At 69.0% G+C, this 24205-nt stretch carries 19 protein-coding genes; 12 read left to right on the forward strand and 7 right to left on the reverse strand.

Going from position 1 to position 24205, the window contains the following annotated elements:
• Window positions 1-21: 21 nt before the first annotated feature.
• The 3 genes from GTY58_RS27800 to GTY58_RS27810 are packed head-to-tail and all read right to left on the reverse strand — an operon-like array spanning window position 22 to window position 4587.
• Window positions 22-1968, reverse strand: coding sequence for a substrate-binding domain-containing protein (locus GTY58_RS27800; protein WP_010986722.1), 1947 nt, complete (start codon window positions 1966-1968; stop codon window positions 22-24).
• Window positions 1958-3526 carry a sugar ABC transporter ATP-binding protein gene (locus GTY58_RS27805; RefSeq protein WP_010986723.1) on the reverse strand — a complete coding sequence of 523 codons (1569 nt, stop codon included), beginning with the start codon at window positions 3524-3526 and terminating at the stop codon, window positions 1958-1960. Before GTY58_RS27805 ends, GTY58_RS27800 begins: the two co-directional genes overlap by 11 nt.
• Window positions 3523-4587 carry a LacI family DNA-binding transcriptional regulator gene (locus GTY58_RS27810; protein ID WP_010986724.1) on the reverse strand — a complete coding sequence of 355 codons (1065 nt, stop codon included), beginning with the start codon at window positions 4585-4587 and terminating at the stop codon, window positions 3523-3525. The genes GTY58_RS27805 and GTY58_RS27810 overlap by 4 nt, the downstream gene beginning before the upstream one ends.
• A gap of 357 nt (window positions 4588-4944) precedes the next feature.
• Here GTY58_RS27810 and GTY58_RS27815 point away from each other — a divergent pair, with 357 nt between their 5' ends.
• From GTY58_RS27815 to GTY58_RS27860, 10 genes are all read left to right on the forward strand, one after another.
• Window positions 4945-5277: a hypothetical protein gene (locus GTY58_RS27815; protein WP_010986725.1), complete on the forward strand. Its 333-nt coding sequence runs from the start codon at window positions 4945-4947 to the stop codon at window positions 5275-5277.
• A 100-nt stretch (window positions 5278-5377) separates the two neighbouring features.
• Window positions 5378-5692, forward strand: a complete 315-nt coding sequence (locus GTY58_RS27820; protein WP_010986835.1) for a pore-forming ESAT-6 family protein — start codon at window positions 5378-5380, stop codon at window positions 5690-5692.
• 43 nt (window positions 5693-5735) lie between these two features.
• Complete coding sequence (locus GTY58_RS27825; RefSeq protein WP_052082380.1) at window positions 5736-6131, forward strand: DUF6507 family protein; 396 nt, start codon at window positions 5736-5738, stop codon at window positions 6129-6131.
• Entirely contained in the window at window positions 6128-8830 is a 2703-nt protein-coding gene (locus GTY58_RS39815) for a hypothetical protein (RefSeq protein WP_010986727.1), read from the forward strand. The genes GTY58_RS27825 and GTY58_RS39815 overlap by 4 nt, the downstream gene beginning before the upstream one ends.
• Window positions 8827-9834: a hypothetical protein gene (locus tag GTY58_RS27835; protein ID WP_010986728.1), complete on the forward strand. Its 1008-nt coding sequence runs from the start codon at window positions 8827-8829 to the stop codon at window positions 9832-9834. Before GTY58_RS39815 ends, GTY58_RS27835 begins: the two co-directional genes overlap by 4 nt.
• A 231-nt stretch (window positions 9835-10065) precedes the next feature.
• Complete coding sequence (locus GTY58_RS27840) at window positions 10066-10428, forward strand: hypothetical protein (RefSeq protein WP_010986729.1); 363 nt, start codon at window positions 10066-10068, stop codon at window positions 10426-10428.
• A 41-nt stretch (window positions 10429-10469) separates the two neighbouring features.
• The gene (locus GTY58_RS27845) at window positions 10470-11099 is read left to right on the forward strand and encodes a hypothetical protein (protein ID WP_037649920.1); all 630 of its coding nucleotides are present in this window, start codon (window positions 10470-10472) and stop codon (window positions 11097-11099) included.
• A 132-nt stretch (window positions 11100-11231) separates the two neighbouring features.
• On the forward strand, window positions 11232-11594 hold the full coding sequence (locus GTY58_RS27850; protein ID WP_010986731.1) for a hypothetical protein: 363 nt from the start codon (window positions 11232-11234) through the stop codon (window positions 11592-11594).
• A 69-nt stretch (window positions 11595-11663) separates the two neighbouring features.
• Window positions 11664-13940 carry an ATP-dependent RecD-like DNA helicase gene (locus GTY58_RS27855; protein WP_010986732.1) on the forward strand — a complete coding sequence of 759 codons (2277 nt, stop codon included), beginning with the start codon at window positions 11664-11666 and terminating at the stop codon, window positions 13938-13940.
• Between the two features lie 242 nt (window positions 13941-14182).
• On the forward strand, window positions 14183-15472 hold the full coding sequence (locus GTY58_RS27860; RefSeq protein ID WP_010986733.1) for a citrate synthase: 1290 nt from the start codon (window positions 14183-14185) through the stop codon (window positions 15470-15472).
• Between the two features lie 656 nt (window positions 15473-16128).
• Here the strand turns inward: GTY58_RS27860 and GTY58_RS27865 are convergent.
• From GTY58_RS27865 to GTY58_RS27875, 3 genes are all read right to left on the reverse strand, one after another.
• Window positions 16129-18381, reverse strand: coding sequence for a heavy metal translocating P-type ATPase (locus GTY58_RS27865; protein ID WP_010986734.1), 2253 nt, complete (start codon window positions 18379-18381; stop codon window positions 16129-16131).
• Window positions 18382-18486: 105 nt separating this feature from the next.
• Window positions 18487-18726, reverse strand: coding sequence for a cation transporter (locus GTY58_RS27870; RefSeq protein ID WP_010986735.1), 240 nt, complete (start codon window positions 18724-18726; stop codon window positions 18487-18489).
• 310 nt (window positions 18727-19036) lie between these two features.
• Window positions 19037-19735 carry a TetR family transcriptional regulator gene (locus GTY58_RS27875; protein WP_010986736.1) on the reverse strand — a complete coding sequence of 233 codons (699 nt, stop codon included), beginning with the start codon at window positions 19733-19735 and terminating at the stop codon, window positions 19037-19039.
• A 167-nt stretch (window positions 19736-19902) separates the two neighbouring features.
• Between GTY58_RS27875 and GTY58_RS27880 the strand changes: the two genes are divergently transcribed.
• Window positions 19903-22221 carry an MMPL family transporter gene (locus GTY58_RS27880; protein ID WP_010986737.1) on the forward strand — a complete coding sequence of 773 codons (2319 nt, stop codon included), beginning with the start codon at window positions 19903-19905 and terminating at the stop codon, window positions 22219-22221.
• A 75-nt stretch (window positions 22222-22296) separates the two neighbouring features.
• Window positions 22297-23340, forward strand: a complete 1044-nt coding sequence (locus GTY58_RS27885; protein ID WP_010986738.1) for a zinc-dependent alcohol dehydrogenase family protein — start codon at window positions 22297-22299, stop codon at window positions 23338-23340.
• A gap of 75 nt (window positions 23341-23415) precedes the next feature.
• Here the strand turns inward: GTY58_RS27885 and GTY58_RS27890 are convergent, their stop codons facing one another.
• The gene (locus GTY58_RS27890; RefSeq protein ID WP_037649824.1) at window positions 23416-23616 is read right to left on the reverse strand and encodes a MerR family transcriptional regulator; all 201 of its coding nucleotides are present in this window, start codon (window positions 23614-23616) and stop codon (window positions 23416-23418) included.
• Window positions 23617-24205: the final 589 nt, after the last annotated feature.

Below are 24205 nucleotides of genomic sequence, written 5' to 3' on the forward strand. Positions count from 1 at the left end.
CGTCCGGCCGCCCCACCGGTGTCAGCCGCCGAAGGCCGCCACGTTCTTCGCCGTGACCACCTTCACCGGCACCTTCACCGTCTTGTCGACCTTCTTGCCCTCGGCCGCCCGCAGCGCGTTCTGCACCGCGATCCGGCCCAGCTCCTTCGGCTGCTGCGCCACGGACGCGTACAGCGTGCCCGACTTGACCGCCGTCAGCCCATCCGGCGTGCCGTCGAAGCCCACGACCGAGACCGACTTTCCGGCCTTGGCACCCAGCGCCTTGATCGCGCCGAGCGCCATCTCGTCGTTCTCGGCGAAGACGCCCTGGACGTCCGGGTGCGCCTGGAGCAGGTTCGTCATGACGTCGAGCCCCTTGGTGCGGTCGAAGTCCGCGGGCTGCCGGGCGACGACCTTGATGCCGGGGTAGGCCTTCAGGCCCTCGGCGAAGCCCGCCCCGCGCTCACGGCTGGCGGAGGTGCCGGCCAGACCCTGGAGGATCACGATCCTGCCCTTGCCGCCCAGCTTCTCGGCCAGCGCCTTGGCGCCCAGCCTGCCGCCCGCGACGTTGTCGGAGGCGACCAGCGCGGCCGTGTCCGCCTTGTTGACGCCCCGGTCGACGCCCACGACGGGAATGTCGGCCTTGTTGGCGGAGCGCACCGCCGGGCCCGCCGCGTCCGAGTCCACCGGGTTGACGATGATCGAACCGACGCCCGAGCTGGTGAAGTTCTGCACCTGGTTGGCCTGCTGCGAGGCGTCGTTCTGCGCGTCCGTGACCGTCAGGTCGGCGCCCTGCTTCTTCGCCTCCTCCTGCGCACCCGTCTTGATCTGTACGAAGAAGGGGTTGTTGAGGGTCGAGAGGGACAGGCCCATCTTCTGCGTCGGCGAAGCCGACGAGCCGTTGTGCAGGAAGGACATCGCCCCCACGACGGCCGCCGCGACCACGGCCGCGATCACATACGTCATCGCCTGCTTGCCCTTGCCGCCACTCGAGGCACCGGCCACCGGAGTCGCCCCGGCCTTGCGGCGCAGCGTGTCGAGGAGCACCGCCAGCGCGATCACGACACCGATGACGACCTGCTGCCAGAACGCGGACACGGACAGCAGATTCAGCCCGTTGCGCAGCACCGCCAGGATCAGCGCGCCGATCAGCGTCCCGGACGCCTTGCCCGTACCGCCCGCGAGCGAGGCGCCGCCGATGACGACCGCGGCGATCGCGTCCAGCTCGTACCCCTGTGCGGCCTGCGGCTGCGCGGAGGAGAGCCGGGAGGCGAGCACGATGCCCGCGGCGGCCGCGAACAGACCCGACAGCGCGTAGATCGCGAGCTTCTGCTTCTTCACCCGCAGGCCCGACAGGCGCGCGGCCTCCTCGTTGCCGCCGATCGCGTACATGGAGCGCCCGATGTACGTACGGCCGAGGATCAGGGCGGTGATCAGACCCATCACGATCATCACCAGGACGGGCACCGGCAGCCAGCCGCCGAGCGTGTCACCGAGGTGCGAGACCGAGTCGGGGAAGGGGATCGGGCTGCCCTGCGAGATCACCAGCGACAGACCGCGGCCCACCGACAGCATGGCGAGCGTCGCGATGAACGGCGGTAGTTTCCCGTACGAGATCAGGAAGCCGTTGACGAGACCGCACGCTACGCCGGTGGCGACCGCGAGGGCCACGGCGACCACGACCGGCAGGCCGTGCGAAGTCGCCGTCCAGGCAAGGACGGTGGCCGAGAGCGCCGCGACCGAACCGACCGACAGGTCGATGCCCGCCGAGACGATCACGAAGGTCACACCGAAGGCGAGGATGGCGGTCACGGCCGCCTGGACGCCGATGTTGAGCAGGTTGTCCGTCGTCAGGAAGTCGCCGGACAGCGCCGACATCGCGACGACGAGGACGATGAGCGCGGTGAGCGCCCCGTTGTCGAGCAGGAGCCGGCGGACCGCCGAGGCGCCACTCGCGCCCGTTGTGCTCTTGAGCGTGTCAGTGGCCACGGGGGGCCTCCTTCTGGTCTGTCTTGCCTGCACTCGCGTCTGGCTTATCTGACTTATCTGGCTTGTATTGGTTCGTACTGACGGCGAGTGCCATCACGGAGTCCTGGGTCGCCTCGTCGGCCCCGAGCTCGCCCGCGATCCGGCCCTGGGCCATCACCAGCACCCGGTCACTCATGCCGAGCACCTCGGGCAGATCGCTGGAGATCATCAGGACGGCGGCGCCCGCGGCCGTCAGCTCGTTGATCAGCTGGTAGATCTCGACCTTGGCGCCGACGTCGATACCGCGCGTCGGCTCGTCGAGGATCAGCACCTTGGTGTCCGCGAGCAGCCACTTGCCGATGACGACCTTCTGCTGGTTGCCGCCGGAGAGCGTGCGCACATGTTGGCCGAGCCCGGCCATCCGCACGCCCAGCTGTCCGGCGACCCGGGCGGCGGCGTCCCGCTGCCCCTTGAGGTCGACGAGCCCGCCACGGGTGGCCGCCCGCATGGTCACGAGCCCGAGGTTCTCCTCGACGGAGGCGTCGAGGACGAGCCCCTGACCCTTGCGGTCCTCGGGTACGAGGCCGATGCCGGCGCTCATCGCCGCGCTGACGTCGTGCCGCGGCACCCGCGCGCCCGCGACCTGCACGGACCCCCGGTCGTAGGGATCGGCCCCGAAGACGGCCCGTACGACCTCCGTACGGCCCGCCCCGACGAGCCCCGCGACGCCGACGACCTCACCGGCCCGCACCTCGAAGCTCACGTCGTGGAAGACGCCGTCCCGGGTGAGCCCCTCGACGCTGAGCAGCGCGGCCCCGGAGTCCGGCCGTTCGCGCGGATACTGCTGTTCGATCGAGCGTCCCACCATGAGGCGTACGAGTTCGTCCTCGCTGGTGGATGCGGGCACCTGTCCGACGCTCTTCCCGTCCCGGATGACGGTGACGCGATCCCCGAGGGCGGCGATCTCCTCGAGATGGTGCGTGATGAAGACGATCCCGACGCCGTCCTCGCGCAGCTGGCGCACGATGGCGAACAGCTTCTCCACCTCTTCGGAGGTGAGCACGGCGGTCGGCTCGTCCATGATCAGGACACGGGCGTTCAGGCTCAGCGCCTTCGCGATCTCGACCATCTGAAGGCGTGCGATACCGAGTTCACGCACCCGCGCGCGTGGCGACACCTGGACGCCGACCCGCGCCAGCAGTTCGGCGGCGTCCGCCTCCATCTTCTTCCGGTCGATCAGACCGAGGCGGCGCGGCTGCCGCCCCAGGAAGATGTTCTCGGCGACCGTCAGATCGGGAACGAGATTGAACTCCTGGTAGATGGTGGCGATGCCGAGCGCCTCGGAGTCCTGCGCCCCATGGATACGCACCTCCTCGCCCTCGACGAGGACGCGCCCGCCGTCGGGCCGGTAGGCACCCGACAGCATCTTGATGAGGGTGCTCTTGCCCGCGCCGTTCTCGCCGAGCAGTACGTGCACCTCGCCGCGGCGCAGATCGAAGTCCACGCCGTCGAGCGCGACGACGCCGGGGAACGTCTTGCGTATGCCTTCGATGCGCAGCAACTCGTCCGCGTTGCTCACGACTGGCTCCTGTTCGTTACGGGGGACGGCTCTTGGGAGGTCGGTTCTTGGGACGTCTGCTCTTGGGAGGCCGGCTCGCCGCACGAGCGGCGTACGACGAGCCGGGCGGGGAGGGTCACGGACTGCGGGGGCCGTCCCTCGATGCGGTCGACGAGCGCGCGCACGGCGGCCCGCCCCAGCTCGCCGGTGGGCTGGGCGACGGCGGTGATCGGCGGATCGGTGTGCACGAACCACCGGATGTCGTCGAACGCGGCGAGCGCGATGTCCTCGGGAACCCGCAGGCCGCGGGCGCGGATCGCGTCCAGCGCGCCGAGCGCCATCAGGTTGTCGGCCGCGAAGACGACCTCGGGCGGCTCGGCCAGATCGAGGAACCGCTCGGTGGCGCGGCGCCCGCTCTCGGCCTGGAAGTCGCCCTGGCCTATGTAGGCGTCGGGGAGGGGCAGCCCGTACTCGGCCATGGCCTCCCGGAAGGCCTCGACGCGCTCGCTGCCGGTCGTGGTCGCCGCCGGGCCCGCGATGATGGCGAGCCTGCGGTGCCCGAGCCCGTGCAGATGGGCGACGAGATCGCGTACGGCCGCCCGCCCGTCGGACCTGACGACCGGTACGTCCACGCCCGGGATCCACCGGTCCACGAAGACCATCGGGGTGCCGGCCCGCGCGGCGTCCAGCATGAGCGGCGACCCGCCGTCGGTGGGGGAGACCAGCAGCCCGTCGATACGGCGGTCGAGGAGCGTACGGACGTGGTGGTCCTGTAGCTCGGGCCGCTCGTCGGCGTTGCCGATGATCACGCTGTAGCCGTGGGCGCGGGCCTCCTCCTCGACGGAACGGGCCAGCTCGGTGAAGTACGGGTTCAGTACGTCGCTGATGACCAGGCCGAGGGTGCGCGTCTGGTCGGTGCGCAGGGAGCGGGCCACGGCGTTGGGCCGGTAGCCGAGCTCCTGGACGGCGGCCAGTACGCGGGCGCGGGCGTCGTCGCTGACCGACGGGTGGTCGTTCAGCACACGGGACACCGTGGCGACGGACACCCCCGCCGCGGCGGCGACGTCCTTGATGCTCGCCATCGCCGGACCACCTCCTTGTGAGTCCGTGAAACCACGCGAAACCAGCTCGTGGAATCGATTACATCGGTTACATGGAGGATTGGAATCGATTACATCGGGGTTAATCAAGACCTGCGGGGGGCGTCGAGATCAGATCGTGATGTGGAGTGCTCAGATGAGCGGGGGTTGTGAGTGGGGTTATGAGCGGGGGTCCCCCGTGGGATGTGGGCTGTGGGATGCGGGGTGTGGGGTGGCTGGGGCGGTAAGGCCGCTGTAGCAGGGCTGTGACTTCAGATGGTTGCGGGTGTGACGCCCGTTGGCGAACATGGTGAGTGGACAAACGTTCTGTGGCGTCAACTCGCAATAGGGGGAGTCCGGATGAAGTTCGACATGGGGTCGCAGGTTCTGTCGACGTTGATCAGTAACTCGCGTGGGTCGAGTGATGATCTGGGGACGTTGATTCGTCAGTTGGTGCAGGCCGCGCAGCCGTTGGAGGGGAAGTTCAACGGTGCGGGCCGGGTGGCGTTCGATTCGTTCAAGGGGCGGTCGGACGAGATCACGGCGAGCTTGAACTCGGCGCTCTCGGGGATTCTGGGCGGTCAGTCGGGGATGGAGTCGGCGTTCGGTTCGGGTGATCAGGAGCAGGGCGAGAACGCGCGGACGCAGGAAGCGGCGGCGAACTTCGACGGGGCGCGTTTTTCGGGCCGGTAGGCCGCTGGGCAGGGTGTCCGGGTCTCCGAGTGTCTGGATCTCCGGGTCTCCGGGTCTTCGGTCAGTGAATTGATCTTCTTCTCACGGGGAGTGGTGTGTGATGGCTGGTGCGGGTTCGGATCGTCGGTCGTACGACACGGGTGCGTCGGCGGATGCGCAGGGCAATATCCAGGCGGTGATCGGCCGGTTGGAGGAGGTCATCGCGGCGCGGGACCGGCAGGTGAAGGCGGCGATGTCGGATTTCGCGGCTGATGGTGTGGCGGATGAGTACCACGGCAAGGAACTGCGGTGGAATCGCGCGTCGACCGAGGTGAAGAGCATTATCCAGCTGTTGAAGACGACGCTGGAGAAGAACGACGGGACGGCGCAGTCGACGATCTCGAAGGCGAAGGCGGCGGTCGACAACATCGGCTGAGCCGGCGGTAGGTGTCGGGGATTTACGTTTCACGGGGGTTGTGGTGCCGGGCTGGGATCTGAAGCCGCAGGGTATTCAGGGTGTGCTGAAGACGACGGGTGAGACGGCGTCGCACATCGAGACGCATGCGAAGTCGTACGGGGAGCATCTGACGTCGGCGGCGACGAACGCCGGCACCATTTCCGCCGAGGGCGGCGGGGGCGGGGGCGGGGAGAAGGCGGCCGGGGGTCTGGTGGCGCTTGCTCTGTCCCAGTACGCGGAACACGCGGCCACCGACCTGAAGTTCATTGCCGCGCGGGCGGGCAAGTCGTTGCAGGGTGCGGTGGATGCGACGACGGCGTATCTGAACGGGGATCAGGAGATGGCCGCGGAGGCGCAGCGCAAGGCGTTGTCGGCGCCGGATCTTGATCCGATGAAGCCGGGGGTGCAGACGTCGTGATCAAGCCGGAGGCGATTCCGCAGTACACGGGGGATCTGGCGCTGCTGGAGAGCGCGTACGGCGATCTGAAGACGGACGCGTCGCACATCCGTTCCACCGGTAAGGACGTGCACTCCCAGTTCCAGGGGCTTGCGGCGTACTACACGGCGCCGGAGGCGGAGCAGTTGTTCGCGTCGACGAAGCCGGTGGCGGACCGGGCGGACGGGTTCGCGGATGATCTGGAGAAGGTGTCCGGGGCGCTGTCGTCGTATGGCACCGAGATCCGCCCCCTCGTCGACAAGCTCAAGCAGCTGAAGATCGACGCGACCAATTTCGTCAGCTCGGTCAAGGACGACGACGACTGGGAGTACGACGAGGACAAGATCGACAAGCACAACAAGATCCGGGATGACGTGACGGCGACCGTCGCGGCGTTCTGGGCTGCGGAGCGCACCTGTCACAACGCGATCACCAAGCTGTTCGGTGGCACGCAGATGGTGGCCGGTGACGGTTCGGACCGCAAGGACCAGTACGGGTTCAACGCGGACGACCTGAAGAACGCGAAGCTTCCCTGGGGTGACCCGATGGAGGAGAAGCATCACGTCTGGGAGGTCGGGCACTGGGTCAAGTCGTTCGTGTGGGACGGCCTGATCGTGGACGGCGTCTGGGGCACCATCAAGGGCCTGGGCACGCTGGTCGGGTTCGGCGGCTGGGACGCGATGGGCCAGGCCTGGAAGGGCCTCGCACAGCTGGCGACCGGTCTGGCGATTTCCTCGATTCCGGGTGCGAGCGCGCTGTTCTGGACTCTGCCGGACGACAAACTCCCCTCCTGGCTGCGGGATTCGCGCACCGCGATGAAGGAGACCGGCAAGGCGCTGGTGGCGTGGGACGAGTGGGGCAAGAACCCCGGGCGTGCTGCCGGTGCGGTCACGTTCAATGTGCTGACCACCGTGTTCACGGGTGGTGCGGGTGGTGCGGCGGCCGGTGCCGGGAAGGCGGGCGCGGTCGCGAAGGTGCTGTCCGTCGCGGGCAAGGCGGGCAAGTTCATCGACCCGATGACGTACATCACCAAGGGCGCGGGCGCGGGGCTGTCGAAGATCGGGGACATCGCGAAGGGTCTGAAGGGGATCGGCAACATCGAGATCCCCAAGCTCCCCGACAACGCGATCACTCTCCCGGAGGGCGCGCTCAAACTGCCCGACGGGTCGGTGCATATCCCGGAGGGCGCGGCGATCCCAGAGGGCGCGGTCAAGCTCCCGGACGGCAACTTCCAGCTGCCGCACGACACCCCGGCGTTCCCCGAGGGCACGACGAAACTGCCGACCGAGCCGGGTGCCCCGGCGCAGTACCTGGACCCGAAGGGCAACATCCTCGACCACCAGGGCAACGTGGTGGACAACGTCGACCACGCGCCCACCGACGTGGTCGACAAGCCGACCGGAGGGAACCCGGCCGCGGGTTCGGACGTCCCGCACACGCCCTCCCCGATCAAGGAACCGGCCCTGGTCGGCGCGGGTTCGCACACCGCGGACAACGCCGCTCACGTCGGCGACAACGCCGGCCAGACGGTCCGCCTCGGCGACAGCCTGGACAACAACCTCGGCGACGTAGGCCGCACCGGAGACAACGCGGGCACCCCGACCGTGCACGCGGGCGACAACCTCCCCGGCCAGGCGGGCCACGACCTCCCGGGCGGCAATGTCGGAGACAACCTCCCGGGTGGCCGCGCGGCCGACAACCTCCCCGGGGGATCGGCGGACCATCTCCCGGGTGGTACCGCAGGCGATCACCTCCCCGGCGGCCGAGCCGACGACCTCGGCACCGGTCCGTCCGCCAGCCACGAGCCGCCCACCGGCGGTCACACGGACGGCCACACAGGTGGAGAAACGGGCAGCCACGGTGATGGTTCGAGCCCTGGCAGCCACGAAGGCCCCACTACGGGCGGCGACGGACCTGGTGGCGACGGACCTGGCGGTCCTCACGATCCTGGCGGTCCTCACGATCCCGGCGGTCCTCACGATCCCGGCGCCGGTGGTGCCGACGACGCAGGTGGTTGGGAGAAGGCAGAGGACTCCGGCCCGTTCGAGCGCGGCGGTGAAACCGAACAGCAGATCCGTGATCAGCTACGTGGGTCGAACGTGAAACCGGCGGACCTGGACCGGGTCCTGGCAAACCTTGCCGAGAACCCCGCCGGCAAGGAGATCGCCGACACCATGGCGTCCGGCCGGTTCAACGGGCTCAAGAATTACGACCAGGTGATCTCCAGCCTGAGTCACGCCGACAAGATGTCCGGCGGCATCGAGCAACTGCGTCTCGGCAATCGACTGTACGAGAGCGGAGTTCACGACATCTCGTTCGAGCTCAAGGGCGGTTCGGAGATCAAGCCGGGTGTCAGGGCAGGAGAAGGCACGGATCTTGACGTGATGGCCAGGGATGCAGAGGGCAAGGTCCACGGCTATCAGTTCAAGGAAGTCCAGAACCCGAAGAGGCTTGTCAAGAAGATCTTCGATAACATGAAGCAGATGGAGTCGTCGGGTGCCGACTTCAATACCTTTGTGGTCGACACGAAGGGCACATTGGCCGACCACCTGGCCCTTCGGACCGAGCAGCGTCTCACGGACGTTTACGGAAAGTCCGGGATCCAGTTTGTCATTCGCGTCGAGGACGGGGTGCTGACCATCCCGCCCGGAGGCAAGTTCATGCCGGAGGGAACACTGTGATCGCCACCACTCCTGTCGCTCGGTGGACCTGGGGGCGCGAACACCAGGAGCAGGACAATGTGGTCGCCTGCCTCCACGAACTGCTTGCTGCCTATGAGGTCCTGAATGCGCACGAACTCATGATCGGCATTCCGAAAGTCTCGGTGGCCGTGCATGAGGCGGGCAAGCCGAACAGCTATCTGTTCCAGGGGACGGTCGAGCTCGATGCGACCGCCCCTCCGGGAGAGGTCGCGCGTCAGATGGCCGCACGGATCGCGGCCGCAGCGCATCCGGGAGAGGTCGGCTCGGTATATGCCGACGCGAAGAGCGACGGCATCGTCATGCGCGCAGGCGAGGCGATCCGTGAAGAGGGGCTGTTCCGGCTCGGGGCGTCCGCTCTGCTCGATTACGTCAGTGTCGAGTTGGTGACGTACAGCGACGTCTGGATGCCGTATGACCTCGAGGGGCGTGCTCAGCCCTCTGTGTTCGCTGAGAACGGTTCTCGGCTGTCCGCAGCCCTGCGTGATCTCTCGGAGGCGCTGGACACGGAAACCGATCCGGACGACCCGACGTATTTCGGGAAGCCGTCCGAAACAGGCGTCGAAAACTACTTCGAGGAAGACGGTTCAGCTTCGGACGTGTGGTCTCGGTTCGAAATCCCGTATCGGTACCAGGAGTTCACACACGCGCCCGGGTTCGGACGTATCGGCTACAAGCGTACGGCGACCGGAGAAGTGCAGTACATGCCGGTGCATGCTGAGCAGACACTGCTTGGTCATATCTGGGCCAGCGACGTGGAGAATGCCGCGAGCTTCGAGCCCGTGGATGTCGGGGATGAGGAAGCGTACAAGGCGGGGCTGCTCTGGCTGGAACGGCTGCGCGCCGCGCACGACCGCGGTCTTGCGCCGTCGGCCGCTCTGGACGAGTTGTCCCGTCTTCCGGACGAGAACGGCACGGGGAAGGTGGACACCACGACCGAGCAGCGTCGTGCGAGCCTCGCTGACCTGCGGGAACGAACCCCCTGATGTGGCCCTCGATTTCGGTCTGCGCAGCGCTTACGGTTACCGGGTCTTCGAAGTTGAGCGGTGCCTGACCTGGCGGCAATCCGCTTGCGGATGCCGATCAGAGCGCAATTGGCAGATCTGGGCCAGTTCTGACGGCTGTGATCAGGCCTGGTTGAAGACTCGGGTTGCCCAGATCTGCCAATCCCACCACACCCCCTCCAAGGGGCACTGGCGCTCGCGGTGAGGTGCAACATGAGGCGGATCGACATCGACGGCCCTGAGGTCGACATGGATATGGGCCAGCGGCTGCTCTACCGCGGAGAACTGTTCACCGGGGAGGTTGTCGAGTACCAACGGGGTGCGCTCGTCAGTCTCAACACCTATAAGGACGGTGTCGAAGACGGGCCGACCCGTGAGTGGTACATGGACGGGACCCTACGGTCGGAGGGAGTCATGCGTGACGGGGTTCCCGTGGGAGAGCTTCAAAGTTGGCACCCCAACGGCAGGCTGGCGGCACGGATGACTATGAGCGACAACGGGTTGCGTCAGTTGGCGTTGTTTGAATGGGACGAGGACGGAAACCTGACGAAGGAATGGCATGCCGAGCGCAACTGACCGCCGATGGTCGAGGTGAACTGAAACGTATGTCCGCCTTGATGCGCGCACCCGAGGAATGCGCATCCTGGTTCTGGGACCTGGAGGACTACGCGCCGCCCGGGTTGCGCTCAGCGCTCGTTACGGCTGCTCACATGTCGGCTGTGCTGCTGAAACACGACCTGATGAAGCCGGCTTCCCTGGAATGGTATTGGGTCGTACCCGAATTGGGCGGTGCGATCGCGAAGACGCGTTTGCGGCTTTTGTGGCCGCTTGACGACGAGCAGGTGGCCCAGCGCGTCGAGGCGTTGCGCCCTGTCGGATTTCCGCAGGCCGAGTTCAGTGGCTTCCTCGTCACGGGACCCGGGATGTGGCTCGATGAGCATGGCGCGCAGCGTCATGAAAACCGTCTCGTGGAATTGACGGTCTCCTCGGAGCCGCTCGGGCTGTCGGCCGATGTCTCCGTCTTCCACGACATCTGGGGCCCCTTCGACTTTCGTGGCACACCGCATCCGGAAGTGCACCAGCAGAACGCTCCGCGGCTCGCAGTCGCGTTGAAGGAGCTGGACGCGTTGGTGGGGGTGGCGGCGGAACCCGGTGAACCCACCTACTTCGGGAGGGCCGAAGGCCACGGAGTCGGCACTCCGGACGCGGAGGACGGACGCGGCCCGGACCTGACCGATCAGCTCTGAACACAGGCACGCAGGCATCAGGATCCCTGCGTGCCGAGCAGGTGCACAAGGCCGGCCTGCTGTGGCTGGAGCGCCGGCGCTCCGCGTACCACCGTGGTCTGACTCCGTCGGCAGGATGAGGAGAGCCCCCGTATGCGTCGCATCGACATCGACGACCCCGAGGTCGACATGGATCCGGGACAGCGGCTGCTGTACCGCGGGGAGCTGTTCACGGGCGAGGTCGAAGAACGCCTCGGCGGTGCTGTCGTCAGCCTTGAAACCTACGCGGACGGAGTGCTGCACGGTCCGAACCAGGAGTGGTACAAGGACGGCACTCTTCGGTCCGAAGGGATGGCACGCGGGGGACGCCCTGTCGGCATCACACGGGATTGGCACCCGAACGGCACGCTCGCTGCCGAGAGGGAGTTCGCCGAGGACGGGTTGACCATGTTGTCGGACCGGGAGTGGGACGAGACCGGGCAGCCGACGAGAGCGTGGCGCAAGGACGGCGACTAGGTCTCCGGAACGCCGACGGCGGACCGCCCGAGCCATCCCTCTGTCAGTCCCGCACGGTAGCGTCGGATCATGGCCAGTGGGGCGAGTCGGGCGGCACAGCCAGGTACCGGAGAGCGGCACCTGGCCGTGCTCGAAGGCGTACTGGAGCGGATCACGTACGCCAACGAGGAGAACGGATACACGGTCGCGCGCGTGGACACCGGCCGTGGCGCCGGCGATCTGCTGACCGTCGTCGGCTCGCTGCTCGGCGCCCAGGTGGGGGAGTCGCTGAGGATGGAGGGCCGTTGGGGTTCCCATCCCCAGTACGGCAAGCAGTTCACCGTCGAGAACTACACGACCGTGCTCCCGGCCACCGTCCAGGGCATCCGCCGCTATCTCGGCTCCGGCCTCGTCAAGGGCATCGGCCCCGTCTTCGCCGACCGCATCACCCAGCACTTCGGCCTCGACACCCTCCAGATCATCGAGGAGGAGCCCAAGCGGCTGATCGAGGTTCCCGGGCTCGGACCCAAGCGGACGAAGAAGATCACCGAGGCCTGGGAGGAGCAGAAGGCGATCAAGGAGGTCATGCTCTTCCTCCAGACCGTCGAGGTGTCGACGTCCATCGCGGTCCGCATCTACAAGAAGTACGGCGACGCCTCCATCTCCGTCGTCAAGAACCAGCCCTACCGCCTCGCCACCGACGTCTGGGGCATCGGCTTCCTCACCGCCGACAAGATCGCCCAGTCCGTCGGCATCCCGCACGACAGCCCGGAGCGCGTCAAGGCCGGTCTCCAGTACGCCCTTTCGCAGTCCACCGACCAGGGCCACTGCTACCTCCCCGAGGAGCAGCTGATCGCCGACGCGGTGAAGCTGCTCCAGGTGGACACGGGGCTGGTCATCGAGTGCCTCGCGGAGCTGGCGGCGCCGAGCGAGGAGGACGGCGAGCCCGGCGTCGTACGGGAGCGGCTGCCCGGCCCCGACGGAGGGGACCCGGTGACGGCCATCTACCTCGTCCCCTTCCACCGCGCCGAACTCTCCCTCTCCGCCCAGCTGTTGCGCCTCCTGCGCACCGACCAGGACCGGATGCCCGGCTTCCACGACGTCGCCTGGGACAAGGCGCTCGACTGGCTCAAGGGGCGTACGGGGGCGGAGCTGGCCCCCGAGCAGGAGGAGGCCGTCCGGCTCGCGCTCACCCAGAAGGTCGCGGTCCTGACCGGAGGCCCCGGCTGCGGCAAGTCGTTCACGGTCCGTTCGATCATCGAGCTGGCCCGCGCCAAGCGGGCCAAGGTCGTGCTCGCCGCCCCCACCGGCCGCGCCGCCAAACGCCTCGCCGAGCTGACCGGCGCCGAGGCCTCCACCGTGCACCGGCTCCTGGAGCTGAAGCCCGGCGGCGACGCGGCGTACGACAAGGACCGCCCGCTGGACGCCGACCTGGTGGTCGTGGACGAGGCCTCCATGCTCGACCTCCTCCTCGCCAACAAGCTGGTCAAGGCGGTCCCGCCGGGCGCCCACCTCCTCTTCGTCGGCGATGTCGACCAGCTGCCCAGCGTCGGCGCGGGCGAAGTGCTCCGGGACCTCCTCGCGGACGGCGGCCCCATCCCCGCCGTCCGCCTCACCCGCGTCTTCCGCCAGGCCCAGCAGTCCGGAGTCGTCACCAACGCGCACCGCATCAACTCCGGCCGGCACCCGCTCACCGACGGGATGAAGGACTTCTTCCTCTTCGTCGAGGACGACACCGAGGAGGCCGGCCGGCTCACGGTGGACGTCGCGGCCCGTCGCATTCCCGCCAAGTTCGGCCTCGATCCGCGGCGGGACGTCCAGGTGCTCGCCCCCATGCACCGGGGCCCCGCCGGCGCGGGCACGCTCAACGGCCTGCTCCAGCAGGCGGTCACCCCCGCCCGCCCGGACCTGCCCGAGAAGCGGTTCGGCGGCCGCGTCTTCCGCGTCGGCGACAAGGTCACCCAGATCCGCAACAATTACGAGAAGGGCGAAAACGGTGTCTTCAACGGCACCGTGGGCGTTGTCACCTCCCTCGACCTGGATGAACAGCGCCTGACGGTGCTGACCGACGAGGACGAGGAGGTGGCGTACGAGTTCGACGAACTCGACGAGCTGGCGCACGCCTACGCGGTGACCATCCACCGCTCGCAGGGCAGCGAGTACCCGGCCGTGGTGATCCCGGTCACCACCGGCGCCTGGATGATGCTCCAGCGCAATCTGCTCTACACAGCGGTGACCCGCGCCAAGAAGCTGGTCGTCCTCGTCGGTTCGCGCAAGGCGATAGGCCAGGCGGTGCGCACGGTATCGGCCGGACGGCGTTGCACGGCCCTGGACTTCAGGCTTTCCCCGCGGCCTCTCGCCCCCTGATCGACCGGCCCGACGCCCCGTGGCGGAAGGCGTCGCAAAAAATGATCGATCAAACGAGTCGTGAAGGTCACAGAGCACTTCCAGAACCAGGGCGAAGGGGGCAGGATGAGCAGGTTGGCGGCACTCAGTGCCGCCAATAGGCCCAATGGTCGACCCCGAGTGCACTCTCCTGCGCCAAATGGGGGATGGTAGAGACAGTCAGGGCACCTCGAAGAAGAGGCACAACGTCGGTGAGGGATGACGTGAGCGACAACTCTGTAGTACTGCGGTACGGCGATGGCGAGTACACCTACCCGGTGATCGACAGCACCGTCGGCGACAAGGGCTTCGACATCGGGAAGCTCCGCGCTCAGACCGGTCTGGTGACTCTGGACAGTGGGTACGGCAACACTGCCGCCTATAAATCCGCGATCACCTATCTCGACGGTGAGCAGGGCATCCTCCGGTACCGCGGCTACCCGATCGAGCAGCTGGCCGAGCGCTCCACCTTCCTGGAGGTGGCGTACCTGCTGATCAACGGCGAGCTGCCGACCGTCGACGAGCTCTCCACGTTCAAGGGCGAGATCACGCAGCACACCCTGCTGCACGAGGACGTCAAGAACTTCTACCGCGGCTTCCCGCGTGACGCCCACCCGATGGCGATGCTGTCCTCGGTGGTCTCCGCGCTGTCGACGTTCTACCAGGACAGCCACAACCCGTTCGACGAGAAGCAGCGCAATCTCTCCACGATCCGCCTTCTCGCCAAGCTTCCGACGATCGCGGCGTACGCCTACAAGAAGTCGATCGGTCACCCCTTCGTCTACCCGCGCAACGACCTCGGGTACGTCGAGAACTTCCTGCGCATGACCTTCTCGGTCCCGGCGCAGGACTACGACCTGGACCCGGTCGTCGTCTCCGCGCTCGACAAGCTGCTGATTCTGCACGCGGACCACGAGCAGAACTGTTCGACCTCCACCGTGCGTCTGGTCGGCTCGTCGCAGGCGAACATGTTCGCGTCGATCTCCGCCGGCATCTCCGCCCTCTGGGGCCCGCTGCACGGTGGCGCCAACCAGTCCGTCCTGGAGATGCTCGAGGGCATCCAGACGAGCGGTGGCGACGTCGACACCTTCATCCGCAAGGTGAAGAACAAGGAAGACGGCGTGAAGCTCATGGGCTTCGGGCACCGCGTCTACAAGAACTTCGACCCCCGCGCGAAGATCATCAAGGCGGCGGCGCACGACGTCCTCTCGGCGCTCGGCAAGTCCGACGAGCTGCTGGACATCGCGCTGAAGCTGGAGGAGCACGCGCTGGCCGACGACTACTTCGTCGAGCGCAAGCTCTACCCGAACGTGGACTTCTACACCGGTCTGATCTACCGCGCCATGGGCTTCCCGACCGAGATGTTCACGGTCCTGTTCGCCCTCGGCCGCCTTCCGGGCTGGATCGCCCAGTGGCACGAGATGATCAAGGAGCCGGGCTCCCGCATCGGCCGCCCGCGCCAGATCTACACGGGCGAGGTCCTGCGCGACTTCGTCCCGGTCGAGGGCCGGTAACCAGCCGGAACACCGAGGACTGCCTCCCGGTCACTCCGGCTCGCCTCGGCGAGTGAGCCGAAGGGGTGCGCCGGCGCCGGGAGGCCGAACGCGCGAAGGCCCGAAGGGCCGAGCCCGATCGGCCTCCGACACCGGCTGTGGCGCCCCGGAGGCGAACCGAGCCTGAAAAAACGGAAAGCGCCCCGCTACCGGTCCCCCCACGGGCCGGCAGTCGGGGCGCTTTCCTTGTCCCGGTACGGATTCCCCCCACGGGATCCGGCCGGGCGTCTGTGGGAACAGCGCCTGAATCGCTGCGAGCTAAACGAGCAAAACCCCCTGCGCTACCGCGGTCTGCCGGGACGCGTACGGATCGGGAGGGCCGCTCAAAGCTCCCCGGTGTACGTGCCCCGGCAACGCAGTTCCGGGAACGTCCCCCAAGACATCCCCAGATGCCAGTCACGCCCCCCAAGACGCTTCTGACATCGCCAACTTAGACTCACGAACCCCTTCGGTGGTTACGTTCACATCACTGTGATCTGCGTCTCTTGCATATGTCCTGAAGGTGCGCAAGAGAACCGATACGGCGATCGAGGCCCAAGCGTAAGGATGATGCGCGAGCCTTGTGAAGAGCTTATGTGAGGCCCGCGTTGGACTCTAGAGGGACTCCTGCCTCAACGTCATGAGAATGTCCTGAGCCGAAGGCTGTTCGTCACCACGAACACCGAGGAGAAGGCCATGGCCGCCCCCGCGATCATCGGGTTGAGCAGCCCGGCCGCGGCCAGCGGCAGCGCGGCCACGTTGTAGCCGAAGGCCCACACCAGGTTCCCCTTGATCGTGGAGAGCGTCCTGCGCGACAGCCGGATCGCGTCCGCCGCCACCCGTAGATCCCCGCGCACGAGCGTCAGGTCGCTCGCCTCGATCGCCGCATCCGTCCCTGTGCCCATCGCGAGCCCCAGATCGGCGGTGGCGAGCGCGGCCGCGTCGTTGACCCCGTCGCCGACCATCGCGACCGTACGGCCCTGTCCGCGCAGCCGTTCGACGACGGCCACCTTGTCCTGCGGCAGCACCTCGGCGATCACCTCGTCGATGCCGACCGCACGGGCGACCGACTCGGCGACCGCCCGGTTGTCACCGGTCAGCAGCACCGGCGTGAGCCCCAGGGCGCGCAGTTCGCGTACCGCCTCGGCGCTGGTCTCCTTGATCGCGTCGGCGACGGTCAGGACGCCGAGCGCCACGCCGTCCCGGGACACCACGACGGCCGTACGCCCCTCGGCCTCGGCCGTCGCCTTGGCGCGTGCCAGGCCCTCCGGGAGGGCCACCTCGGGAAGCCGGCCCACCAGGACCTCATGACCTTCCACGCGCCCGCGTACGCCGAGCCCGGGGACGTTCTCGAAGCGCTCCGGCGCGGGAAGGGCCCCTGCGCGCTCCTGAGCGCCCGCGGTGATCGCCCGGGCGATCGGGTGCTCGGAGGCGTGTTCCAGGGCTCCTGCGAGCCGCAGGACCTCCTTCTCGGCGGCGCCCTCGGCGACGTACACCTCCTGGAGGGTCATACGGCCGGTCGTCACCGTTCCGGTCTTGTCCAGGACGACGGTGTCGACGCGGCGTGTGGACTCCAGGACTTCGGGGCCCTTGATGAGGATGCCGAGCTGGGCGCCGCGGCCCGTGCCGACCATCAGCGCGGTCGGGGTGGCCAGGCCCAGGGCGCACGGGCAGGCGATGATCAGCACCGCGACGGCCGCGGTGAACGCGGCGACCGTGTCATCGGTGACCGCGAGCCAGACCCCGAACGTGCCGAGCGCGATCAGCAGGACGACGGGCACGAACACGCCGGAGATGCGGTCGGCGAGGCGCTGCACCTCGGCCTTGCCGTTCTGCGCGGCCTCGACGAGCTGTGCCATCCGAGCGAGTTGGGTGTCCGCGCCGACTCGCGTGGCCTCGACGACGAGGCGCCCGCCGGCGTTCACGGTCGCGCCCGTGACGGTGTCCCCCACGGTCACGTCCACCGGTACCGACTCGCCGGTCAGCATGGACGCGTCGACCGCCGAGTCGCCCTCGACGACGGTGCCGTCGGTGGCGATCTTCTCGCCGGGCCGTACGACGAAGCGGTCGCCGACGGTCAGCCGGGTCACCGGAACGCGTACCTCACGACCGTTCCGTACGACGGCGACGTCCTTCGCGCCCAGCTCCATGAGGGCGTGCAGGGCCGCACCCGCGCGTCGCTTGGAGCGGGCCTCCAGATAGCGGCCGAGGAGGATGAACGCGACGACACCGGCGGCGACCTCCAGGTAGATCGTGGACGCGCCGTTCCCGCGGGAGACGGTGAAGTCGAAGCCGTGGCGCATGCCCGGCATCCCGGCGTGCCCCCAGAACAGCGCCCACACGGACCAGCCGAAGGCGGCGAGCGTGCCCACCGAGACGAGCGTGTCCATGGTGGCCGCGCCGTGCCGGGCGTTGGTGAACGCGGCCTGGTGGAAGGGCAGCGCGCCCCAGACGACGACGGGCGCGGCGAGGGTCAGCGACAGCCACTGCCAGTTGTCGAACTGGAGGGCCGGGATCATGGAGAGCAGGACGACGGGCAGGGCGAGCAGGACGGAGACGGTGAGCCGCCCGCGCAGCGACGTCAGCTCGGGGTCTTCCTCGGATGCCCGGGACGGCTGGGGTTCCTCGGGCGCCTCGGGCCGCGGTGGTGGCGGCTCCGTCGCCGTGTAGCCGGTCTTCACCACGGTGGCGATGAGGTCGGCGACCTCCACCTCCGCCGGGTAGGAGACCCTCGCCTTCTCCGTCGCGAAGTTCACCGTGGCTGTGACGCCGTCCATCCGGTTGAGCTTCTTCTCGACGCGGGCCGCGCAGGAGGCGCAGGTCATCCCGCCGATGGTGAGCTCGACCTGCGAGGCCGGGCCTATCGGTGCCTCTGCGGTGGTGCTGCTCATGTCCGTACTCCAGAGAATGTGCCGGACCGCACGGATCCAGTATCAGCTGGTCGGTACGGCCCGGTGTGGAGAGTGGGGAGAGGGGAGGTCCAGGGGGCTCGGTGCTCAGGCCCTGCCGGCGAGTTCGAAACCCGCCTCGTCGACCGCGGCGCGCACGGCCTCGTCGTCGAGGGGCGCGGCGGAGACCACGGTGACCTCGCCGGTGGACGCGACGGCCTTCACCGAGCTGACGCCGGCGATCTCGGCGATCTCGCTGGACACCGAACCTTCGCAGTGTCCGCAGCTCATCCCGCTCACCTGGTAGACGGTCGTGGTGGAACCCGGGGTTTCGGTCTCGGCGGTCATGTCGTTACTCCTCATCGAGGCGCGTGGGGCTTAGGTGACTTACAGTATACCCCTAGGGGGTATTTACCCAAGAGGGGGCGCGATGGGTCGACGGGTGCGCTCGGTTCACTCGAATCAGTGAGGCGATGAGGGCCGAGCGCCCGCGGGAAACGCCGGGGGCGCGACGGTGGGGATGCGTCGGTCGGGTGAGAGCCCGCTGGGGAAGCGAAGGAAGCGTCCGTCGGGGTGAACCCCGCTGGGGAGGCGTCCGCTCGGTGGCGGTGGCGGTGAGCGAGCCGGTGGACGCCGGTGGACGGCCGGGTGGGGCGGGTCAGCCCGCGGTGTCCTCGACCAGGGGCTTCAAGTAGCGGTACATGACCGTCTTCAGCTCGGCGATGTACGCGTCCCGCTCGGCGCCCTCATGGGACATGACCAGGTCGAGGCCCGCCTTGAAAAGGGTGACCGTCATCGTCGCCGTGCGGGTGCGCTCGTCCGGCGGGGCGTCCGGCAGATAGCCCGCGATGATCTCCTCGACGCGGGTGAGGATCGCGCCCCCCAGGACGCCCTTCTCCTCGGTGATCCGGCAGGGGGTGTCAGGGCCGTGCATCAGGACGCCGAAGGCGGGGTTCTCGACGTTGAAGGCGATCAGCGGGTCGAGGACCGCGTCGAGCATCTCGTCCAGCGGGAGCCCGATGTTCTCCGCGGCGAGCGCCTGCCCGTGCGACTCCCGCCAGTCGTGGAGCAGCCGGTCGCTGAGGCCGACGGCGATCGCTTCCTTGTTCGGGAAGAACTGGTACAGCGTGCCCGGCGAGACGCCGGCCTCGCGGGCGATCGCGTTCGTGCTCGCGCCGGTGTAGCCGGCCCGGCAGAAGACCGAGGCCGCGGCTTCCAGGAGCTGGACGATACGGCGCTCGCCGCGGGCCTGGCGGCGGCGCGGTCTGTCCTTGTCGCCCGGCCGCTGCTCCTCGGAAGTGTCCTGTTCGTCGGAGGTGTTCGGCCGCTGCTCCTCGCTCTGCTGACTCTCGGGCACGAGTTATCCCCAGCTCTCGGGACGCGATTGACAAACGCGAGTGGTCACTCGCATTCTTGAAAAACGCGAGCGACTACTCGTGTTTGCCAGTCTATGGCAATGGACGACCCATGCTGCCTGCACGGATGTACCGGGACGCGGGGTCACGGTGAAGGGGACACCGCGTCATGTCCGAAGTCAACAGCGCAGATGACGGAGAGCGACCCGACCGGGGCGGTGGGCCGGGGAGGGATCCGGGCGGTGGCGTGCGGCTGGGTGGCTGGACCCGGTTCGTGACCGCGCGGCCACGGCTCTCGCTGCTCGTCGCGCTGCTGCTCACCGCCCTCGCGGTGGTCGCCGGCGGCGGGGTCGCCGACCGGTTGGGCAGCGGGGGCTGGGAGGACCCGGCCGCGCAGTCCACCTACGCGACCAAGGTGCTGGAGCGGGAGTTCCCCGGCTCACAGCCCAACCTGCTGCTCCTCGTCGACTCGGGGCGCCGGTCCGTCGACGCTCCTTCGGTCGCCGCGGAGGCGAAGCGGCTGGCCGCGCGGCTCGCCGCCGAGCCGGGCGTCACGGGCGTCGGCTCGTACTGGCAGTCGGGCGCACCCACCCTGCGCGCCGAGGACGGCCACGAGGCGCTCGTCGCGGCTCGCATCACAGGCGACGAGAAGACGGCGAGCGAGACCCTGGACCGCTTGGCGCCCACCTATCGGGGCGCGCACGGGCCGGTGAAGGTCAAGGTCGGCGGCCCGGTGGCCGTCCGGCACGAGATGCAGACAACCATCCGGGAGGATCTGACCCGGGCCGAGCTGATCGCCCTCCCGGTGACCTTGGTCCTCCTGGTGATGGTCTTCGGCAGCGCGGTCGCCGCCCTGCTGCCGCTCGGCGTCGGCATCGTCGCCATCCTGGGGACCAACGCGGTGCTGCGCGGCATCACGGAGTTCACGGACGTGTCCGTCTTCGCGATGAACCTCACCACGGCCCTGGGGCTCGGCCTCGCCATCGACTACGCCCTGTTCATCGTGCGCAGGTTCCGCGAGGAGCTGGCGACGGGCGCGGAGCCGCCGGCAGCCATCGCCGCCACCCTGCGCACGGCCGGGCGCACGGTCCTCTTCTCGGCCCTCACGGTCGCCGTCTCGCTGGCCGCCATGCTCCTGTTCCCGCAGTACTTCCTGCGCTCCTTCGCCTACGCGGGCATCGCGGTGGTGCTGCTGGCGGCCGGTGCGGCGCTGATCCTCCTGCCGGCCGCCCTCGTCCTGCTGGGACACCGGGTGAACTCGCTGGACCTGCGGCGGGTGTTCCGACGTGGGAAGTCACGAGAGACGACCGGGGCGGGAGCCGCCGGGGAGCGGACGGCCGCCGGGGAGCGGACGGCCGACGGAGGAGCCGCCTGGGGCCGGATGGCGTCGCTCGTCATGCGCCGGGCACCCCTCTTCGCCGTGGCCACCACGGTCGGCCTCGTCGTCCTCGGACTTCCCTTCCTGGGCGTGAAGTTCGGCACGGCGGACGACCGCCAGCTGCCCTCGAGCGCCGAGGCCCATGTGGTGCAGCAGCACATCCGGGAGGGCTTCCCGGGCAGCCCCGGCGGCGGTCTGGAGGTGCTCGCCGAGGGACGGGCGACCGAGACGCAGTACACCGCCTACAAGGAGCGGATCGCCGCACTGCCCGAGGTGCGCCGCGTGGACGGTCCCCTGGTGAAGGGCGACACGGCGTACTTCGCGGTGCAGCCGAAGGGCGAGGCCGTCGACGAGGGCGCCCAACGCCTGGTGGGCGAACTCCGCGCGACGGACGCCCCGTTCGACACCTCGGTGACGGGCACGGCCGCGGTCCTGGTGGACTCGAAACACGCGATAGCCGACCAGCTGCCCTGGGCAGCGGGCTTCATCGCCGTGGTCACCCTGTTCCTGGTCTTCCTGCTGACGGGCAGCGTGCTGATCCCCGTCCAGGCGGTGCTGCTCAACGCACTGAGCCTGACGGCCATGTTCGGCGCGGTGGTCTGGGTCTTCCAGGACGGCCATCTCTCCGGCCTGCTCGGCTTCACCAGCTCCGGCTCGATCGAGACGACCCTTCCGGTCCTGATGTTCTGTGTGGCCTTCGGCCTCTCCATGGACTACGGAGTCTTCCTGCTCTCCCGGATAAAGGAGGAGTACGACCGCACGGGCGACCACCGCGACGCGGTCCGCTTCGGCCTCCAGCGCACCGGGGGCCTGATCACCGCGGCGGCGGTCATCCTGGCCGTGGTGATGGTGGCGATAGGCACCTCGCGAGTGACCAACACCAAGATGCTCGGCCTGGGCATCGCGCTGGCGGTCCTGATGGACGCGATGGTCGTACGCAGCCTGCTGGTACCGGCGGTCATGCGGCTGACGGGCCGGGCCACCTGGTGGGCCCCGGCGCCACTGCGGCGCTTCCACGAGCGGTTCGGACTGAGCGAGGGGGAGCCTCCGGCGGCGCCCGAGGAGAAGGAGGCCGACCAGGAGCGGGACAAGGTCGCGGCACCCGGCTAGCGTTCGGCCGAAGAGACGATCTCCAGGCTCTCCGGTCGGTGGGAGGTCCTGGACGCGGGCGGAAGGCTTGGGCGTATGCGTGCGGTGGTGTTCGAGCGGTTCGGGGAGCCGGCCGAGGTGCGGGAGGTGGCGGATCCGGAGCCCTCGGAGCACGGGGTCGTGGTGCGGGTCGAGGCGACCGGGTTGTGCCGGAGCGACTGGCACGGGTGGGTGGGGCACGACCCGGACATCACGCTGCCGCATGTGCCGGGGCACGAACTCGCGGGCGTGGTCGAGGCGGTGGGCACCCGGGTGAGCGGGTGGCGGCCCGGCGACCGGGTCACCGTACCGTTCGTCTGCGCCTGCGGAAGCTGCGCCGCGTGCGCGGCGGGCGATCAGCAGGTGTGCGAGCGGCAGGCCCAGCCGGGATTCACGCACTGGGGCTCCTTCGCGCAGTACGTGGCGCTGGAGCACGCGGACGTGAACCTGGTCGCGATGCCGGACGAGCTGTCGTTCGGGACGGCGGCGGCGCTGGGCTGCCGGTTCGCCACGGCGTTCCGGGCGGTGGTGGCGCAGGGCAGGGTGGCGGCGGGGGAGTGGGTCGCCGTGCACGGCTGCGGCGGCGTCGGACTGTCGGCGGTGATGATCGCGGCGGCCTCCGGCGCCCGCGTCGTCGCCGTCGACGTCTCGCCCCAAGCCCTCGACCTGGCACGGAAGTTCGGCGCGGCCGCGAGTGTGGACGCCTCGCGCGTCGAGGACACGGCGGCGGCGGTCCGTGAGCTGACCGGCGGCGGCGCCCATCTCTCCCTCGACGCGCTCGGCTCACCCGTCACCTGCGTGGCTTCGGTGAACGGGCTGCGCCGCCGCGGCCGGCACGTCCAGGTGGGCCTGCTGCCCTCGTCCACCGGCTCCACCCCGGTCCCCATGGCCCGGGTGATCGGCCTCGAACTCGAGGTCCTCGGCAGCCACGGCATGGCGGCGCACGCCTACCCGCCGATGCTGGAGCTGGTGCGCGCGGGGGTGCTGCGCCCCGACCTCCTGGTCACCTCGGCGATCCCGCTGGACACGGCCCCGATAGCGCTGGCGGCCATGGGGACGGCCCCGGGGGCGGGGGTGACGGTCATCGAACCGTGGCGCTGAGCCCGTAGTCCGAGGGCGCCGGTGCCGGCGCACGCACCCCGCCCACGTCGGGGGCAGGGTGCGGCAGCGACGCGGTCAGAGGTCTCTGCGGCCGCGGTTGCCCGGCCGGGAGGCGACCCAGGCCCGGACGGTGTCGGCGTACCAGTAGGGTTTCCCGCCCTCCACATGGTCGGGCGGTGGCAGCAGACCGTGCTTGCGATACGACCTCACGGTGTCCGGCTGGACCCGGATGTGCGCAGCGATCTCCTTGTACGACCAAAGGCGACGGTCGGTCATCAGTGGCACCTCCCCGCGCGCGCCGCGGCGTCGGCCGGGACGGCCGTCGGGGGAGCCGGACGCTGCGCTGGCGATCACAAAGCCTGTGCCCCGTGAACGACAGAGAGTGAGGAGAGGAAAGCGTCTGTTGACCGAGTGTGACCCGGGACCCGCCTACACGTGACGGATGTGACAGGAAGAGGGACTTTGTGACACGAGCGAGGTATTTCCCCGGCACGCAGGACGGGCCGGACCCGCCGCGCCGTATCCGGCCCGCCGGCTCCCCGCTTCCCCCGGGCTCCCGCTGAACGCGCAGCGTGCCGTCAGCCGATCCTCCCGGTCTCGGAAAAAGCGCACGGTCCCCCCGAGCGCCGAGCGCCGAGCGCCGAGCGCCGAGCCCCGAGTCCCGAGCCCGGTCCGCCGAGCCCCGAGTCCCGAGCCCGGTCCGCCGAGCCCCGAGTCCCGAGCCCGGTCCGCCGAGCCCCGAGCGCCGAGCCCCGAGTCCCGAGCCCGGTCCGCCGAGCCCCGAGTGCCGAGCCCTGAGTCCCGAGCCCGGTCCGCCGAGCCCCGAGCGCTCGGCGGACCGCAGAGCCCGCAGAGTCCGCACAGC

The organism is Streptomyces sp. SID5469 (assembly GCF_009862865.1).
GTDB lineage: Bacteria > Actinomycetota > Actinomycetes > Streptomycetales > Streptomycetaceae > Streptomyces > Streptomyces avermitilis.

Bases quoted from the DNA above. Each gene is read 5' to 3' on its own strand.
- GTY58_RS27810 (WP_010986724.1), bottom strand. From the start codon at position 4,587: ATGGCGAGCATCAAGGACGTCGCCGCCGCGGCGGGGGTGTCCGTCGCC.
- GTY58_RS27815 (WP_010986725.1), top strand. From the start codon at position 4,945: ATGAAGTTCGACATGGGGTCGCAGGTTCTGTCGACGTTGATCAGTAAC.
- GTY58_RS27820 (WP_010986835.1), top strand. From the start codon at position 5,378: ATGGCTGGTGCGGGTTCGGATCGTCGGTCGTACGACACGGGTGCGTCG.
- GTY58_RS27840 (WP_010986729.1), top strand. From the start codon at position 10,066: ATGAGGCGGATCGACATCGACGGCCCTGAGGTCGACATGGATATGGGC.
- GTY58_RS27845 (WP_037649920.1), top strand. From the start codon at position 10,470: ATGCGCGCACCCGAGGAATGCGCATCCTGGTTCTGGGACCTGGAGGAC.
- GTY58_RS27850 (WP_010986731.1), top strand. From the start codon at position 11,232: ATGCGTCGCATCGACATCGACGACCCCGAGGTCGACATGGATCCGGGA.
- GTY58_RS27855 (WP_010986732.1), top strand. From the start codon at position 11,664: ATGGCCAGTGGGGCGAGTCGGGCGGCACAGCCAGGTACCGGAGAGCGG.
- GTY58_RS27865 (WP_010986734.1), bottom strand. From the start codon at position 18,381: ATGAGCAGCACCACCGCAGAGGCACCGATAGGCCCGGCCTCGCAGGTC.
- GTY58_RS27870 (WP_010986735.1), bottom strand. From the start codon at position 18,726: ATGACCGCCGAGACCGAAACCCCGGGTTCCACCACGACCGTCTACCAG.
- GTY58_RS27880 (WP_010986737.1), top strand. From the start codon at position 19,903: ATGTCCGAAGTCAACAGCGCAGATGACGGAGAGCGACCCGACCGGGGC.
- GTY58_RS27885 (WP_010986738.1), top strand. From the start codon at position 22,297: ATGCGTGCGGTGGTGTTCGAGCGGTTCGGGGAGCCGGCCGAGGTGCGG.
- GTY58_RS27890 (WP_037649824.1), bottom strand. From the start codon at position 23,616: ATGACCGACCGTCGCCTTTGGTCGTACAAGGAGATCGCTGCGCACATC.